General features: G+C 64.0%; 15 protein-coding genes. 10 read left to right on the top strand and 5 right to left on the bottom strand.

Annotation, left to right across the window (positions count from 1 at the left end):
- Positions 1-2: 2 nt before the first annotated feature.
- On the top strand, positions 3-818 hold the full coding sequence (locus tag B4L76_RS00075; protein ID WP_296229679.1) for a gamma-carboxygeranoyl-CoA hydratase: 816 nt from the start codon (positions 3-5) through the stop codon (positions 816-818).
- Entirely contained in the window at positions 815-2767 is a 1953-nt protein-coding gene (locus B4L76_RS00070) for an acetyl/propionyl/methylcrotonyl-CoA carboxylase subunit alpha (RefSeq protein WP_296229678.1), read from the top strand. Before B4L76_RS00075 ends, B4L76_RS00070 begins: the two co-directional genes overlap by 4 nt.
- A 148-nt stretch (positions 2768-2915) precedes the next feature.
- Here B4L76_RS00070 and B4L76_RS00065 read toward each other — a convergent pair whose 3' ends face one another.
- The gene (locus B4L76_RS00065) at positions 2916-3569 is read right to left on the bottom strand and encodes a LexA family protein (protein ID WP_296229677.1); all 654 of its coding nucleotides are present in this window, start codon (positions 3567-3569) and stop codon (positions 2916-2918) included.
- Positions 3570-3699: 130 nt separating this feature from the next.
- Between B4L76_RS00065 and B4L76_RS00060 the strand changes: the two genes are divergently transcribed.
- Entirely contained in the window at positions 3700-4011 is a 312-nt protein-coding gene (locus B4L76_RS00060; RefSeq protein ID WP_296229675.1) for a DUF6124 family protein, read from the top strand.
- Positions 4012-4443: 432 nt separating this feature from the next.
- The gene (locus tag B4L76_RS00055; RefSeq protein WP_296229674.1) at positions 4444-4959 is read left to right on the top strand and encodes a DUF4880 domain-containing protein; all 516 of its coding nucleotides are present in this window, start codon (positions 4444-4446) and stop codon (positions 4957-4959) included.
- Here B4L76_RS00055 and B4L76_RS00050 read toward each other — a convergent pair whose 3' ends face one another.
- Both B4L76_RS00050 and B4L76_RS00045 read right to left on the bottom strand, forming a co-directional pair.
- Positions 4960-6150, bottom strand: a complete 1191-nt coding sequence (locus B4L76_RS00050; protein ID WP_296229673.1) for a Bcr/CflA family efflux MFS transporter — start codon at positions 6148-6150, stop codon at positions 4960-4962.
- Positions 6151-6395: 245 nt separating this feature from the next.
- Positions 6396-7316, bottom strand: a complete 921-nt coding sequence (locus tag B4L76_RS00045) for a LysR substrate-binding domain-containing protein (RefSeq protein WP_296229672.1) — start codon at positions 7314-7316, stop codon at positions 6396-6398.
- Positions 7317-7513: 197 nt separating this feature from the next.
- Here B4L76_RS00045 and B4L76_RS00040 point away from each other — a divergent pair, with 197 nt between their 5' ends.
- From B4L76_RS00040 to B4L76_RS00025, 4 genes are all read left to right on the top strand, one after another.
- The gene (locus B4L76_RS00040; RefSeq protein WP_296229671.1) at positions 7514-8263 is read left to right on the top strand and encodes an SDR family NAD(P)-dependent oxidoreductase; all 750 of its coding nucleotides are present in this window, start codon (positions 7514-7516) and stop codon (positions 8261-8263) included.
- Positions 8264-8339: 76 nt separating this feature from the next.
- Positions 8340-9638 carry an MFS transporter gene (locus B4L76_RS00035; protein WP_296229670.1) on the top strand — a complete coding sequence of 433 codons (1299 nt, stop codon included), beginning with the start codon at positions 8340-8342 and terminating at the stop codon, positions 9636-9638.
- A gap of 18 nt (positions 9639-9656) precedes the next feature.
- The gene (locus tag B4L76_RS00030; protein ID WP_289133286.1) at positions 9657-10505 is read left to right on the top strand and encodes a transketolase; all 849 of its coding nucleotides are present in this window, start codon (positions 9657-9659) and stop codon (positions 10503-10505) included.
- Entirely contained in the window at positions 10502-11500 is a 999-nt protein-coding gene (locus B4L76_RS00025) for a transketolase family protein (protein ID WP_296229665.1), read from the top strand. The genes B4L76_RS00030 and B4L76_RS00025 overlap by 4 nt, the downstream gene beginning before the upstream one ends.
- Before the next feature lie 19 nt (positions 11501-11519).
- Here the strand turns inward: B4L76_RS00025 and B4L76_RS00020 are convergent, their stop codons facing one another.
- Together B4L76_RS00020 and B4L76_RS00015 are read right to left on the bottom strand one after the other, a co-directional pair.
- Positions 11520-12977 carry a diaminobutyrate--2-oxoglutarate transaminase gene (locus B4L76_RS00020; RefSeq protein ID WP_296229664.1) on the bottom strand — a complete coding sequence of 486 codons (1458 nt, stop codon included), beginning with the start codon at positions 12975-12977 and terminating at the stop codon, positions 11520-11522.
- Positions 12978-13002: 25 nt separating this feature from the next.
- On the bottom strand, positions 13003-13218 hold the full coding sequence (locus B4L76_RS00015; protein ID WP_296229663.1) for an MbtH family protein: 216 nt from the start codon (positions 13216-13218) through the stop codon (positions 13003-13005).
- Between the two features lie 198 nt (positions 13219-13416).
- On the opposite strand from B4L76_RS00015, the gene B4L76_RS00010 reads away from it, so the two are divergent.
- Both B4L76_RS00010 and B4L76_RS00005 read left to right on the top strand, forming a co-directional pair.
- Complete coding sequence (locus B4L76_RS00010) at positions 13417-14403, top strand: TauD/TfdA family dioxygenase (protein ID WP_296229662.1); 987 nt, start codon at positions 13417-13419, stop codon at positions 14401-14403.
- On the top strand, positions 14400-15749 hold a 1350-nt coding region (locus tag B4L76_RS00005; RefSeq protein WP_296229661.1), incomplete at its 3' end, for a condensation domain-containing protein. The genes B4L76_RS00010 and B4L76_RS00005, both read left to right, overlap by 4 nt.

The raw sequence follows: 15749 nt of genomic DNA, 5'->3' as shown, positions 1-15749 counted from the left end.
CCATGAGCGATTTCAGCACCCTCGAAGTGATCCGTGACCCGCGCGGTTTCGCCACCCTGTGGTTGAGCCGCGAGGACAAGAACAACGCCTTCAACGCCTTGATGATCCGCGAGCTGATCGTCGCCCTCGACCAGTTGGCCGAGGACGCCAGCCTGCGCTTTGTGCTGCTGCGCGGCCGTGGCCGGCACTTCAGCGCCGGCGCCGACCTGGCCTGGATGCAACAGTCGGCGCAACTGGACTTCAACACCAACCTGGACGACGCCCGCGAGCTGGGCGAGCTGATGTACGCCCTGCACCGCTTCAAGGCGCCGACCCTGGCGGTGGTCCAAGGCGCCGCCTTTGGTGGCGCACTGGGCCTGATCAGCTGCTGCGACATGGCCATCGGTGCCGAAGACGCCCAGCTTTGCCTTTCGGAAGTGCGCATCGGCCTGGCCCCGGCGGTGATCAGCCCGTTCGTGGTCAAGGCCATCGGTGAGCGCGCCGCACGCCGCTATGCCCTCACCGCCGAACGCTTCAGTGGCGTGCGAGCCCGCGAACTGGGCCTGCTGGCCGAGGTTTACCCGGCCAACGAGCTGGACGCCCAGGTCGAAGCCTGGGTCGCCAACCTGCTGCAGAACGGCCCGCAAGCGCTGCGTGCCACCAAGGACCTGCTGCGCGAAGTGGACGCCGGCGAACTCAGCCCGGCCCTGCGTCGTTACTGCGAAAACACCATTGCCCGCATCCGCGTCAGCGCCGAAGGCCAGGAGGGCCTGCGCGCCTTCCTGGAAAAGCGCCGTCCCGCCTGGCAAACCGACGACAAGAAGGAGTCGCGCCCATGAGCCGCCCCGCTTTGACCACCCTGTTGGTCGCCAACCGTGGCGAAATCGCCTGCCGGGTGATGCGCACCGCCAAGGCCATGGGCCTGACCACCGTCGCCGTGCACAGCGCCACCGACCGTGACGCCCGGCACAGCCGCGAAGCCGATATCCGCGTCGACCTCGGCGGCAGCAAGGCGGCCGACAGCTACCTGGTGGTCGACAAGATTCTCGCCGCCGCCAAGGCCAGCGGCGCCCAGGCCATTCACCCCGGCTATGGCTTCCTGTCGGAGAACGCAGGCTTTGCCCGTGCCATCGAACAGGCCGGGCTGATCTTCCTCGGCCCACCGGCCAGCGCCATCGATGCGATGGGCAGCAAGTCGGCAGCCAAGGCGCTGATGGAAGCCGCTGGCGTGCCGCTGGTGCCGGGTTACCATGGCGAAGCCCAGGACCTCGACACCTTCCGCGCCGCCGCCGAACGCATCGGTTACCCGGTGCTGCTCAAGGCCAGTGCCGGCGGTGGTGGCAAGGGCATGAAAGTGGTCGAAGAGGAAAGCCAGCTGGCCGACGCCCTGGCCTCGGCCCAGCGCGAAGCGCAATCGGCGTTCGGCGACGCGCGCATGCTGGTGGAAAAGTACGTGCTCAAGCCGCGCCACGTGGAAATCCAGGTATTCGCCGACCAGCACGGCAACTGCCTGTACCTCAATGAACGTGACTGTTCGATCCAGCGCCGTCACCAGAAGGTGGTTGAAGAAGCCCCTGCGCCTGGCCTGTCGCCTGAACTGCGCCGGGCCATGGGCGAGGCGGCGGTCCGCGCGGCGCAGGCCATCGGCTACGTCGGCGCAGGCACGGTCGAGTTCCTGCTCGACGCCCGTGGCGAGTTCTTCTTCATGGAGATGAACACCCGCCTGCAGGTGGAGCACCCGGTTACCGAGGCCATCACCGGGCTCGACCTGGTGGCCTGGCAGATCCGCGTGGCCTGCGGCGAGCCCCTGCCGATTACCCAGGAACAGGTGCCGCTGATCGGCCATGCCATCGAAGTGCGCCTGTATGCCGAGGACCCGGCCAACGAATTCCTGCCCGCCACCGGCACGCTGGCGCTGTACCGTGAGTCAGCGCCTGGTGCAGGCCGGCGGGTGGACAGCGGCGTCAGCGAGGGCGATGCGGTATCGCCATTCTACGACCCGATGCTGGGCAAGCTGATTGCCTGGGGTGACGACCGCGAGCAGGCACGCCTGCGCTTGCTGGCCATGCTCGATGAATTCGCCATTGGCGGGCTGAAGACCAACATTGCCTTCCTGCGGCGCATTCTTGCACACCCGGCGTTTGCCGCAGCCGAGCTGGACACTGGCTTCATTCCGCGTCACCAGGACATTCTGCTGCCCGCGCCACAGCCGTTGCCGGCCAGTTTCTGGGAAGCCGCAGCCGAGGCCTGGCTGCAAGGCCTGGCCGGGCAGCAACGGGATGACGACCGCAGCTCGCCGTGGGGCGAGCGCAGTGGCCTGCGCCTGGGCCTGCCGGCACGCAGCAGCCTGCATCTGGCCAGTAACGGGCAGGATCAGGCGGTTGCCCTGGAACGCAGCGCCGCGACCTCCTGGCAGCTGCTGAGCGAGCACCTGGTGCATGACCACGCAGGGGTACGCCGCCAGCATCTGGCGATCCGCCGTGGTGGCACGTTGTACCTGCAATGGGACGGCGAGATGCATGCGGTGGAAGCTTTCGACCCAATCGCCGAGGCCGAGGCCAGCCACAGCCATCAGGGCGGTTTGGGCGCGCCAATGAATGGCAGCATCGTGCGGGTGCTGGTAGCGCCGGGACAGCTGGTGGAAGCGGGAACGGCGCTGGTGGTGCTGGAGGCGATGAAGATGGAGCACAGCATTCGTGCGCCACATGGCGGCACGGTGCAGGCGTTGTTCTGCCAGGAAGGCGACATGGTCAGCGAAGGGACGGTGCTGGTCGAATTGGCGGAGTGACCGAGGCCGTTTGGCTTGAGTTTTGTGGAGCCTGGGAGATCGAGCGCCGCCCGCGCAGCTCGCGATGCGCCGCGCGGGCGGCGCTCGATCGCCAACGCCCCGTAACAACCACGCCAGGCAGCTGGCAGCCTCAACAAAACCTCAAACCCTAAAAGGCCTCGTGCCCCCGCACGACCACACCCAGAAACTCGCAACCCTCTTCACAGAGAACAGTGGGATAGCGCGTATTCAGCGGCTTGAGCATCTTGTCTCCGCCCTCCTCGATCAACTGCCGCAACACCGCCGACCGCCCCGGCTGCCGGGCAATGACCAGCCTACCTGGCTCTGCCGGCAGGCCGGTATCCACCAGCACCCGCATACCCTCAGGCACGCTCTTGCCACTGGCGGCATTCATCGAATCGTTCTCTACCACCAGCCAGAACGCATTACCCGCAGGCATGTAGTCGCTCTGCTCGTGGCTTTTGCCCGTCTCTGGCAAGGGCCCCTGCAAGTCCGCCCAGCTCAGGACTGGGAAGCGAAAGCTTGCATAGAGCAGCGCTTTGCCTGAATCCGGTTGGGCGGCCGCATAGCGACCAGGTGATTCGCGCACCATATCGCGCTCCACCACCATGACTTGGGCCTCCAGAAACACCAGCCCGAGTTTTTCGAGCTTTTCATTGATGGTCTCCAGTGTCGGCTGCCGCGTGCCACGCAGCCAATGACCTACGCCGCCCTGAGTCATGCCCAAGCGTTCGGCCAGCTTGAGCTGGCTGAGATTGTGTTCGCGCTTGTAGCGCTTCAGAAATGCGTTCCAGTTTTCCATGAGCGGCAACAATACGGACTGTATTACCCGCAGCAATACACAATCTGAATTATTTATTTGGAGATTGATAGTACAGATTGACCTATCCTGTAATTCCAGTGTGCTTGAAGGGAAATCAGAAGGTATCGCGATGAAACCACCGAAAAACGACGAAACAGATCTCGACAGCGAAGCCGCCCGCCGCGCCCTCGACTACTACCTCAACCCCAACCCGCCGCGCCCCACCCTCGACAACAGGATCTGGACGCTGCACGAGGGTGTCACCGGTGATCAGGCCCAGGACCACGCCATCGCCCTGCTGCGTTGCGCTGCCGCTACCGCTCAGGAAACCGCCAGCCACCAGCACGGCAGCCAGCGCGAACTGACCTTCGCCCTGATGCACATGATGGACATGGCCCGCGCACTGCTGGAGCACAAACGCGCTGTGGAACCGGATACATAGGCGAGCAAAGTAGGGAGAGAACGTGATGGCCGGGTAACGGCAAAGGCCCCGATTGCCGGGACCAGGAAGCGCACCGGTAAAACTTTTTTACCGGATAAGCGAAAAAATCATTTGACTGGCAAATGATAACGATTATTATTGCACTCAACTGATCGCGAGATCAGCTGGATAACCCGGAGCTTAGGTCGCTCTCGGATTATCTCCTCATCAGGCTAATCACGGTTTTGGACCCGGCTTTTCGCCGGGTCTTTTTTTTGGCTCTTCAGGCTAATGAAGATCGTGATGGCGCGCATGGTAGCAAAAGTGTTTCTCAGCGTGAACGTTCATTGCAGAACATTGCCAAAAACAGCACTTGAGAATCAATATCGTTTGGCTTACGCTGACATTGCGTCACGGAAGATGCCCCCTCTCCCATCCAGCAAGGAGCTGACCATGAGCCGCCTGCTACTGCCGCTCGAACATACAACCCCGGCTGCGGGGGACGATACCGAAGCGTCTCTGCTGCACGCGTTGAAGCATCTGCCACGCCGCGTACAGCAGGTGTTCCTGCTCAGCCGCCTGGACCAGCTGAGCTTTGCCGCCATCGCCGCCCGCCTCGACCTGCCCCTGGCGAGCATCGAACGGCACATGGGCCAGGCTTTGCGAGCCGGCCACTCACGCCGCGATGAGCTGGCGAGCGTCGCCGGGCAATGGTACGTACGCTTGCAGAGCCCTGAGGTGACCGCCTGCGAGCGCATCGACTTCCGTCGCTGGCTGGACGCAGACCCGGCGAACCTGCAAGCGTTTCATGACACCGAACTGCACTGGCGCAGCCTGCTGGCACCGGCACGGCAACTGGGACATGACGGCTGGTACCGGCAAGGACGAGCCGCGCTGTCGCTGGGCGGCTGCTCGGTCGCGCTAGGCCTGAGCGTGGCGGCGCTGCTGCTGCTCGGTATTTGCGCCTGATCAACCCTCAGCTATGCGGTCAGTTTCCGCCATGCATGCAAGCAGTAGCCACCCGCACAGACTGGCGCCCAGGAAAAAAAGCCCCAGGCTCATCGGCAGCGCGCTTTCGACACCGGCCACAAGACTGCCAGCCAAACCACCACCTGCGAACAGCAATGTCGTATTGAGCGACGCTGCCGCACCGGCCTGGTGTGGGTAACGCGCCAAGGCTTGGGTCGTCGCAGCAGGACGTACCAGCGTTGTCCCCGTCGTGCAGATGATCATCGGTAGAACTAGGCCTGTCACCGTCAGTCCCGCTAGCTGCTCCCAAACCGCAAGTGTGATGCCCCCGGCAGCTATGAGCAGGAATCCCGTCTTGATCTGAACCTGCGGAGTTACTCGATTGTTCAAATAGGTCGCGGCTGCTCCGCCAGCGATATATGCAAGCCCATAGGCGATAAATACCACCGAGAATTGATATGGCGTCAGCCCCAGGCTGTCCATCAACGCCAATGGCGCGACAACGATGAAAGAAAAATGGCAGGCAAAAGCGAGACTGGACAGCAGGGAGTGCGCAAGATAGGTCGTATCACGCAGCATGACCCAGTAGCTGCGCATGCCCGATCTACGGCCTCTCAATGCAGGCGTGTCCTGCAGCAATGCATATGACAGGGATGAAACGATCACGGCTATGAAAGCGAATACCGTAAAGCTGCCCTTCCAGCCAAAGGATTGTTGGAGAAAAGCGCCTGCGACCGGTGACAACGAGATGAACAGCCCACTCGCGCTGGTCAGCAGGATACGCATGGCATTGCGCTGTTTGCCGCTATACAGGTCCTGGACCAACGCCTGGCCCAGGACGAAACTCCCGCAACCCAAGGCCTGCAGCAAACGGAACGCCATGAACATCTCGTAGCGGGTCGAGAATGCGCAACCCACTGCCCCGGTAATGGATAGGCCCAGCCCAGCGAGCAACAGCCGCTTGCGTCCCATGGCATCGGACAATGGCCCGATCACCAGTTGCGCCAGGGCCACACCAAAAGCGAAGAAACTCACCGAGTAGGCTATTTGCTGGGGCCCGACATGAAATTCATCTGCAAGCGCAGGGAATGACGGGAGGATCACATCGAGGGGGAACACGCCTAGCAGACACAGCAGGATCAACAGGGCCGAGTACAGAGGATTGCTGACCGGTTCGCAGGGCCGAGGCACGCTGTTAACCTTGCCGCTTCACGTTGCAAAAGAGCATCACCTGAGTCTCCGGAAGTCCGCCAGTTTGTTGCCCGATGATAGCGACGGCTCAAAGATGTACAAGGTGAAGCGGTCAGCGATACTTCCGATAAAGATGTAGGATTTTGCTCCCATCTGAGGCAATACAACATGCCTCGGCGCTGCCCCTAGCCGGGCTTTTCGCGAGTAGCGCTGAGCCTTCGACACAGCGGAACAACCCGCCCCGCTCAATAACTGAAATCATGGCCCAGCTGGCCCTGCATCCATTCGAGAAACTGCCGCACCCTGTGGGTTTCGGCATGGCCCCGCGGAAACACCAGATGGTGGGCGCTGACCGGGGTCGCCAAGTCCTGCGCGAATACCGCTACCAGCTCGCCACGGGCTATATAGTCCTGCGCCAGCAAGGAACTCTCCAACGCCAGCCCGTACCCGTGGCTGGCGGCTTCCAGGCTCATGTACGAGCGATCGAAACTCAGCGCATACGGGGATTGCGGCAACGCCAAGCCTTGCTGGGCGAACCATTGCGGCCATTGCACCAATGCGGCTTCCGACAGGATCAGGTTCTGCCCCAGCAGGTCGCTGGGCTGCTTGACCGGTGTGCGTTCGAGCAGCCGCGGCGAAGCCAGCACGGTGGCGCGTTCATGGCGGATGGTGCGCACTTCCAGGCTGGGCCAGTTGGGATAGCCATGGCGGATATCCAGGTCGATCTGGTGACGGCCGAAGTGCAGTGACTCGTACGAGCAGGACAGATTGATCTGGATTTGCGGGTGGCTGTTGCGGAAGTGGTCCAGGCGCGGCAGCAACCAGAGCAGCCCGAAGCTTGGTGCAGAATGCAGCCGCAGGCAATCGAAGCCCACGGCGTTACCGGCGCGCTCGGTGGCCATGGCCAGGCTCTGCAGGATGCCCGATATCTCGCGCAGGTACTGCTCACCCGCCGGGGTCAGCGCCACCCCACGCGCCTCGCGAATGAACAATGGTCGACCAATCAAGGCCTCCAGGTTGGCGATCTGATGGCTGACCGCAGAGGGCGTGAGGTTCAACTGCTCGGCGGCGCGCGCAACGTTAGCGAAGCGGGCGACTTGTTCAAAGGCCTGAATTGCTTTCAGCGAAGGGATCTGCGGAGACTTTCTGAGAAGGTCCAGGCTCATGGGCATTCCTGCATGGTTCGCGGCGGTACCTAGGGTTTTACCCGTCCATCGAACCCAGGTACAAGCCAAGGGCTGAATTTTTTTCAGCATCGGGTGAAAGCGGCAGCGTTGCTCGGCCCGCCCAGCGAGACGAAGCTGTGCCTACTCGGTTCTGCCTGAACCGCCGCTCACAACAATAATCACCCGGAGCACTCCCGATGCTGTTAACAGGAAAATTTGCCGTCATCACTGGCGCCGCCTCGCCCCGCGGAATCGGCCGCGCCACTGCCCAGGCGTTCGCCGAACAGGGCGCCAGGGTCGCGATTCTCGACCTTGATCCAACGGCCGCCGCCGAAGCCGCAGCCTCCCTCGGCGAAGGCCACATCGGCCTGGCCGCCAATGTTGCCGATGAAGCGCAAGTACGCGATGCCATCGCCCAGGTCCTGGCGCAGTTCGGACGGATCGACGTACTGGTCAACAACGCCGGTATCACCCAGCCAGTGAAGACCCTCGACATCACTGGCGCGGACTATGACCGCATTCTGAACGTGAACCTGCGTGGCACGCTGCTGATGTCCCAGGCGGTCATCCCGACCATGCGTGCGCAGCAGGCCGGCAGCATCATCTGCCTGTCGTCGGTGTCTGCACAACGCGGTGGCGGCATCTTCGGCGGCCCCCATTACAGCGCCGCGAAGGCTGGCGTACTCGGCCTAGGCAAGGCCATGGCCCGGGAGCTGGGGCCGGATAACATCCGCGTCAATTCGATCACCCCTGGCCTGATTCACACCGACATCACGGGCGGCCTGATGCACGACGAGCGCCGTCACGCCATCATCGAAGGCATCCCGCTGGGGCGCCTGGGCGAGGCCCGCGATGTTGCCAATGCGGCATTGTTCCTTGCCAGTGACCTGTCCAGCTACCTCACGGGTATCACCCTGGATGTCAACGGCGGCATGCTGATCCACTGAGCATCCGCCGCATCGTGACCGGCGCCCGAGCCCGGCGCAGGTCACGCGTTCGATAACAACAAGAGATCAGAACGAAATGACCACACTAGCGCTCGATGCGGTATCCGCCGCACGCAGCAGTGCCTACCGCAAGACGGCCTGGCGACTGATGCCCTTCCTCATGCTCTGCTATTTGTGTGCCTACCTCGACCGGGTCAATGTCGGCTTCGCCAAGCTGCAGATGATGGACGACCTGGCCCTGTCCGAAGCGGTCTATGGCCTGGGTGCGGGCATGTTCTTCATCGGCTACTTCCTCTGCGAGGTGCCCAGCAACATCATCCTGCACAAGGTCGGCGCCCGGCGCTGGATCGCCCGCATCATGATCACCTGGGGCATCATCTCGGCAATGTTCGCCCTGGTGGAGACAGCCTGGCAGTTCTATGCCCTGCGCTTCCTGCTGGGTATCGCCGAGGCGGGACTGGCACCTGGGCTGCTGCTGTACCTGACCTACTGGTTCCCCTCCTATCGCCGGGCGAAGATGACTGCGCTGTGGTTCATCGCCATTCCGCTCTCGGGGATGATCGGCGGCCCGCTGTCAGGCTGGATCATGGATCGTTTCGCCGGGGTGCACGGCTGGGCGGGCTGGCAGTGGATGTTCCTGCTCGAAGCCATACCCACGGTGCTGGTGGGGATCCTGGTGCTGAGCTACCTGAAGGATGGAGTCGACCAGGCACACTGGCTGAGCGACGAAGAAAAGGCCCTGGTGCGCAAGGAACTGGCCGAAGACGAGCAACACAAGGTCACGCATGGTTCGGTGTCCGATTTCATCCGCGACCGTCGCCTGTGGTTGCTGGCCGGCATCTACTTCTGTGTGGTGATGGGCCAGTACGCGATCACCTTCTGGCTGCCTACGCTGGTGCGCAATGCCGGTGTCAGCGAGCCCTTGCACATCGGCCTGCTGACCAGCCTGCCGTACCTGTGCGCCATCGTCGCGATGCTGCTGGCCGGACGCAGTGGCGACCGCCACCGTGAGCGCCGCTGGCACCTGGCGATCCCCATGCTGATCGGCGCCCTGGGCTTGAGCCTCGCCGCCGCGCTGGGTAGCAGCCTGACCCTGTCGATCCTCAGCCTGTGCCTGGCTGCGGCCGGGGTGCTGTCCGCTTCCTCGCTGTTCTGGATGTTGCCTACCACGCTGCTCGGCGGGGTTTCGGCAGCAGCCGGCATCGCCGCAGTGAACAGTTTTGCCAACCTTGCCGGGTTCTGCTCGCCGTACCTGATCGGCTGGGTTACCACCACCTTGGGCAGCAACGCCATCGGTATGTATCTCATCACCGCCGTGCTCATCCTTGGCGCCTTCCTGGTGTCGCGGGTACCGGCTCATCTGGTTAATCGCTGATTCGAAAAGGAGTCCCCCATGACTGCTGTGCCTTCCACCAACGAGGCGCTGCCACTGGCTGTGCGCGCCCGCAACATCCGCCGCCATGCCTTGCGCATGGGCCAGGTCCAGGGCCAGGGCTATGTCGGCCAGGCCCTGGGTGCTGCCGACCTGCTGGCCGTCGCGTACTTCCACGCGCTGCGTATCGACCCCGGCAACCCTGAGTGGGAGCGGCGCGACCGCTTCTACCTGTCCATCGGGCATTACGCGATCGCCCTCTACGCCGCACTGATCGAGGCCGGCGTGATTCCCGAGGAGGAGCTGGAAACCTACGGCAGTGACGATAGCCGCCTGCCCATGTCGGGCATGGCGGCCTATACCCCCGGCATGGAAATCACCGGCGGTTCGCTGGGCCACGGGCTGGGCATCGCGGTCGGCGCCTGCCTCGGGCTCAAGCGCAAAGGTTCGGACAGCTGGGTGTACAACCTGCTGTCCGATGGCGAGCTGAACGAGGGTTCGACCTGGGAGGCGGCGATGTCGGCCAGCCATTGGCGCCTGGACAACCTGATCGCGATCATCGATGTGAACAATCAACAAGCCGATGGCCACTCCAGCGAAGTGCTGGCCTTCGAGCCGATTGTCGAGCGTTGGCAAGCGTTTGGCTGGTTCGTGCAACGCGTGGATGGCAACGACCTGGATGCGCTGGTCAGCGCCTTCGACCAGGCCCGCGCCCACCCGGCGGCACAACCGCGGGTGATCATCTGTGACACGCGCATGGGCAAAGGTGTGCCGTTCCTGGAAAACCGCGACAAGACGCACTTCATTCGCGTCGATGAAAACGAATGGGATCTCGCCCTGGAGGCGCTGGACGCCGGGAGCCAAGCATGAGCACCGTGAATGCACCGAAGAAACGCCTGACCACCTCGGCCATGATCGCCTCGATTGCCGCCGAGGGTCAGCCAACCCGCCCTGCCCCGTTCGGCCACGCCCTGGCCAGCCTGGCCGAGCAACGCCAGGATATCGTCGGGCTCAGCGCCGACCTGTCCAGGTACACCGACTTGCACATCTTCGCCAAAGCCCACCCCGAGCGGTTCTACCAGATGGGCATGGCCGAGCAGTTATTGATGAGCGCTGCCGCTGGCATGGCCCGCGAAGGCATGACCCCGTTCGCCACCACCTATGCGGTATTCGCATCGCGTCGGGCTTATGACTTCATCTGCATGGCGATTGCCGAAGAAAACCTCAATGTCAAGATCGTCTGCGGTTTGCCTGGCCTGACTACCGGTTACGGCCCGAGCCACCAGGCCACGGATGACCTGGCGATCTTCCGGGCGATGCCCAACCTGATGATCGTCGACCCCTGTGATGCGTTGGAAATCGAACAGGCCGTGCCGGCGATCGCCGCCCACCAGGGGCCGGTGTACATGCGCCTGCTGCGCGGCAACGTACCGTTGGTACTGGATCGCTACGACTACCGCTTCCAGCTGGGCAAGGCCCAGGTGCTGCGCGGTGGCCGCGACGTGTTGCTGATCGCCAGCGGCCTGATGACCATGCGCGCCCTGGAAGCTGCAGAGCAGTTGTACAAGGATGGCGTGGATGTGTCGGTACTGCATGTGCCGACCATCAAGCCGCTGGATGAACAGACCCTCCTCGCCGAGGCGCGCAAGCCTGGGCGCCTGGTGGTCACGGCGGAAAACCACTCGATCATCGGTGGCCTTGGCGAGGCGGTGGCGGGCGTGTTGCTGCGCAACGGGGTCACGCCCACCTTCCGCCAGATCGCACTGCCGGATGCGTTTCTCGATGCGGGTGCGCTACCGACACTGCATGACCGCTACGGGATTTCCACCGATGCGGTGTCGAGACAGATCAAGGCCTGGTTGTAGCGCAGCCAGTCGTTGCGGGTCAGGCTGGGATGGCACCGGCTTCGCCAGTATTCGCCGCTGTACCCGCTGGCGCAGGTTGTACGCAGCGCTTGCGTACAACCTGCGCAGCCAAGGCGATCTCCAGCTTCTCGACCAGTGTGTCGATCTCCTCACGGCCGATGGTCAGCGGCGGCAGGAAGCGCAGCACCGCGCCATGCCGCCCGCCCAGTTCGAGAATCACCCCTTCACGCAGGCAACCCTGCTGCACGGCCCTGGCCAGCACGCCGTCCCCTGCCGGTACCCGGCCTGGACCTGCGTCGGTGGAAACGATCTCCACCCCGACCATCAATCCACGCCCACGCACATCGCCGATGCACGGGTAATCGCGCTGCAACTGGCGCAGCCGGCTAATCAGGTAATCGCCCATGCGCTCGGCGTTGGCCACCACGCCCTCGTCGCGGATATACCGCAGGGTCGCGGTGCCAGCCGCCATGGCCAGCTGATTGCCGCGGAACGTGCCCGCATGCGCACCCGGGGCCCATACATCGAGCGCCTCCCGGTAGACCACCACTGCCAGCGGCAGGCCGCCGCCGATGGCCTTGGACAACACCAGTACGTCCGGCTCGATAGCGGCGTGCTCGAAGGCGAACATGCGCCCGGTGCGGCCGATGCCGCTTTGTACCTCGTCGATGATCAGCACCACACCGTGGTCGCGGGTCAGCTTGCGCAGGCCCTGCAGCCAGCGCACCGGCGCCGGAATGACACCGCCCTCGCCCTGCACCACCTCGACCACCACCGCCGCCGGCAGCGGCACCCCGGACTCTGGGTCGCTCAGCAACTGGCCGATGTAGCTCAGCCCTGCGTCGATACCGGCCTCGCCGCCCAGGGCAAACGGGCAACGGTAGTCATAGGGGTACGGCAGCACCTGCACATCGGGCATGAGCGAACCCGGCAGCTGCTTGGGCCCCAGGTTGCCCATGAGGCTGAGCGCGCCGTGGGTCATGCCGTGGTAGCCGCCGGAGAAGCAGAACACGCCTTTGCGCCCCGTGGCGATCTTCGCCAGCTTGATCGCCGCCTCGATCCCGTCGGCCCCGGTCGGCCCGCAGAACTGGATACGCGCCCGGGCAGCGAAGGCTGGCGGCAAGGCCTCGAACAAGGTCTCGACGAACAGGTCCTTGACCGGCGTGGTCAGGTCGAGGGTATGCAAGGGCACGCCGCTGTCCAGGGTCGCGCGCATTGCCGCCAGGGTGCACGGATGGTTGTGGCCAAGCGCCAATGTCCCTGCGCCCGCCAGGCAGTCCATGAACAGCTGCTCACGGGTGTCCTGTACGTAGAGACCCTGCGCTGCCTTCAGCGCAAGTGGGATACGCCGAGGGTAGGAGCGCGCGTTCGACTCACGCGCAGCCTGGCGCTGCAGCAGCGGGTCAGCCTCGAACTGGCGCGGCGGTTGGCGGCGAAAATTCGCCAGGTTGTACGGGGCAAGCTGAATCTCTTCCATGGGTCGATCCTTCTGCGGCTGGCGCTCAGCGTTGCTCGGCGGTTTCAAGGGCGTGGCGCAGGCTCAGCGGGCGCATGTCCGTCCAGTGCTGTTCGATCCAGGCCAGGCACTGCGCCTTGTCACCCTGCTGGCCAACCGCGCGCCAGCCATCGGGCAGGGCCTTGTAATCCGGCCAGATGGAATACTGCTCCTCATGATTGACCACCACCACGAACCCGCACTCGGCCTTTTCCCAACTCATTGTCGACTCCTTGGACAAACGTTTTCACAGAATCCCGGCTGCCCGTAACAAGGCTGCAGTCGAGGCGCTCACAAACAGTGTGAATGCTAATAAATTGCATTAACACTTACCATCTCTTTCGTATATATTCCCCCGGGCCCAGCGGCGGATCGACGATGGCCTTTTGCTGTGACTTACACGATAAAAAAGGAGCAACTCATGGGACGAGGTGTCGGGCCGGGCAATGGCCTGTCGGTGCAAGCACTTTTGCCGGACAGCGGCCTGCCGCTGCTGGTCGAGCCGGCACAACCCGGTGCGGGGAACTTCGCGGCGCTGCATGCGCTGGCCAACGACTGCCTGCACGAAAGCGGCGCCCTGCTGTTTCGAGGGTTCGAAGTGCTAGGCGAACAGGCGTTCCAGGCCTTGGTGCGCAGCTTCGGTTACCCGCTGCTCAATTACGAATTCGGTTCCACCCCGCGCAAGGCGATCGAACAGGGGGTGTACACCTCCACCGAATACCCCGCGCACCAGATCATCCCGTTGCACAACGAGCAGTCCTACACCCTGCAGTGGCCGATGAAGATCTGGTTCCACTGCGTACAGCCCAGCGCTGAAGGTGGCGAAACCCCGATCGCCGACAGCCGACGCATCTTCCAGCAACTCGACCCTGCCTTGCGCCAACGCTTCGAAGCCAAACGGCTGATGTACGTACGCAACTACGGCAACGGTCTCGACCTGCCCTGGGAACAGGCCTTCAACACGGCGGACCGCGCCGTGGCCGAGGCTTACTGCCGGGCCAACCAGATTGCCTTCGAATGGAAGGACGACGGCGAACTGCGCACCCGCCAGGTCTGCCAGGCCAGCGCTCGCCACCCGGTCACGCAGGACTGGGTCTGGTTCAACCAGGCGCATCTGTTCCACGTTTCCAATCTGCCATCTGCCGTGCGGGAAAGCCTGCTGGCCGTGGTCGACGACCCGCTCGACCTGCCGCGCAACGTCTATTACGGCGACGGCAGTGAACTGGAAGAAAGCGCGCTGGCGGAGATCCGCGGCGTGCTCGATCAATGCACCGTGCGCTTCCCCTGGCAACAGGGCGACGTGCTGATGCTCGACAACATGCTGGTGGCCCATGGCCGCGCCAGTTTCAAAGGGCCGCGGCAAGTGATCGTGGCCATGGCCGAACCCGCCCAGGAGCGCCGCCAATGACCACTTCCCAGCCGTTGCGTGAGGCCAGCGCCGGCCAGCAGGCGCTGTGGCAGCACCATCAGCTCAACCCGGCCAGCCCGGCCTACAACATGGTCGCCGCACGCGAGCTGCGCGCCGACCTCGACCCGGCCACCCTGTGCCAGGCCTTCGCCCAGGTGGTCAGGCACTGCGAGACCCTGCACTGCGGCTACCGTGAGCAGGACGGCAAGTTGTGGATGTACCGCCCGGAGCACATCCAGGTAAACACCCACATCGAGCGTATCGACGACCTGGACAGCGCCGGCGTCGCCGCCTGGATCGCGCAACACGCCGACCAACCGTTCGACCTGGCTGCGGCGAACATCTGCCGGCTTGACCTGTTGCAAAGCCAGGGCCGCCTGTACCTGTGCATGGCGGCCCACCATATCAGCGGGGATTTCCTCAGCGTCGAATGGATGCTCAAGCTGACCTTCGCCGCCTATCATGCAACGCTCAGCGGCGAGCCTCTGGTTCTGCCACCGGCCGGCCTGTATTTCGACTGGCTGGACGAACAGCGCACACTGCTGGCCGAAGACAAGCTCGAGGCGGCAGCCAGCTACTGGCGCAACCAGCTCAGTGGCGGCCCGACGGCACTGGTGCTGCCCGCCGACCGACCACGCCCGCGCACGCCCGGCTTCGCCGGTGAAGAAATCGAGTACCTGCTCGACCCGGCCCTCAGCAGCCAGCTGCGCCAGCTCGCCGAGGCCCAGGGCGTCAGCCTGTACGTCGTGCTGGCCACGTTGTTCCAGATGTTCATGCACCGTTACACCGGCCAGGATGATTTCCTTGTCGGCACGCCGACCATGGACCGGCACAGGGCGCGCTACAAGCAATTGATCGGTTTCACCCTCAACAGCCTGCCGCTGCGCGCCCGCTTCGCGCACGCCCCGAGCCTGGCCGAATGCCTGCGCGACACCGCCCAGCAGATGCGCGAGGGCCTGCGCCATCGCCGCTACCCGGCAGCGCGCCTGCAGCAGGAGGTCGGCGGCCCGCTGTTCCAGTGCATGATGACCTACATGCCCAGCCAGCGTGACGACGCCTTCGCTGATTACAGCGTGCGCGAGCACCTGTTCACCCAGCGCGGCGCCGCCAACGAACTCAACCTGCGCTGGCAGGACGACGGCGTGCAACTGCTGGCGCAGTGGCGTTATCGCAGCGACCTGTTCGACGCCGCACGTATCGCCCGCCTGGCCGAGGATTTCGCCTGGTTCGCCGGCATCGCCGTGACGCAGGTCGACACGCCTGTCCACCAGCTGCCGGCCACGCCACCGAGCAACTGCGCGCGCCGCGCCGGGGCCAACCAGCCGCCCGCCTTCGCCACGGCCCTG

Source organism: Pseudomonas sp. UBA4617 (genome assembly GCF_002386445.1).
Lineage (GTDB): Bacteria > Pseudomonadota > Gammaproteobacteria > Pseudomonadales > Pseudomonadaceae > Aquipseudomonas.
Note: the sequence above shows the minus strand (reverse complement) of the source record. Positions and strands in the feature narration are given on the sequence as shown.

Bases quoted from the DNA above. Each gene is read 5' to 3' on its own strand.
- B4L76_RS00075 (WP_296229679.1), top strand. From the start codon at position 3: ATGAGCGATTTCAGCACCCTCGAAGTGATCCGTGACCCGCGCGGTTTC.
- B4L76_RS00070 (WP_296229678.1), top strand. From the start codon at position 815: ATGAGCCGCCCCGCTTTGACCACCCTGTTGGTCGCCAACCGTGGCGAA.
- B4L76_RS00065 (WP_296229677.1), bottom strand. From the start codon at position 3,569: ATGGAAAACTGGAACGCATTTCTGAAGCGCTACAAGCGCGAACACAAT.
- B4L76_RS00060 (WP_296229675.1), top strand. From the start codon at position 3,700: ATGAAACCACCGAAAAACGACGAAACAGATCTCGACAGCGAAGCCGCC.
- B4L76_RS00055 (WP_296229674.1), top strand. From the start codon at position 4,444: ATGAGCCGCCTGCTACTGCCGCTCGAACATACAACCCCGGCTGCGGGG.
- B4L76_RS00045 (WP_296229672.1), bottom strand. From the start codon at position 7,316: ATGAGCCTGGACCTTCTCAGAAAGTCTCCGCAGATCCCTTCGCTGAAA.
- B4L76_RS00040 (WP_296229671.1), top strand. From the start codon at position 7,514: ATGCTGTTAACAGGAAAATTTGCCGTCATCACTGGCGCCGCCTCGCCC.
- B4L76_RS00035 (WP_296229670.1), top strand. From the start codon at position 8,340: ATGACCACACTAGCGCTCGATGCGGTATCCGCCGCACGCAGCAGTGCC.
- B4L76_RS00030 (WP_289133286.1), top strand. From the start codon at position 9,657: ATGACTGCTGTGCCTTCCACCAACGAGGCGCTGCCACTGGCTGTGCGC.
- B4L76_RS00025 (WP_296229665.1), top strand. From the start codon at position 10,502: ATGAGCACCGTGAATGCACCGAAGAAACGCCTGACCACCTCGGCCATG.
- B4L76_RS00020 (WP_296229664.1), bottom strand. From the start codon at position 12,977: ATGGAAGAGATTCAGCTTGCCCCGTACAACCTGGCGAATTTTCGCCGC.
- B4L76_RS00015 (WP_296229663.1), bottom strand. From the start codon at position 13,218: ATGAGTTGGGAAAAGGCCGAGTGCGGGTTCGTGGTGGTGGTCAATCAT.
- B4L76_RS00010 (WP_296229662.1), top strand. From the start codon at position 13,417: ATGGGACGAGGTGTCGGGCCGGGCAATGGCCTGTCGGTGCAAGCACTT.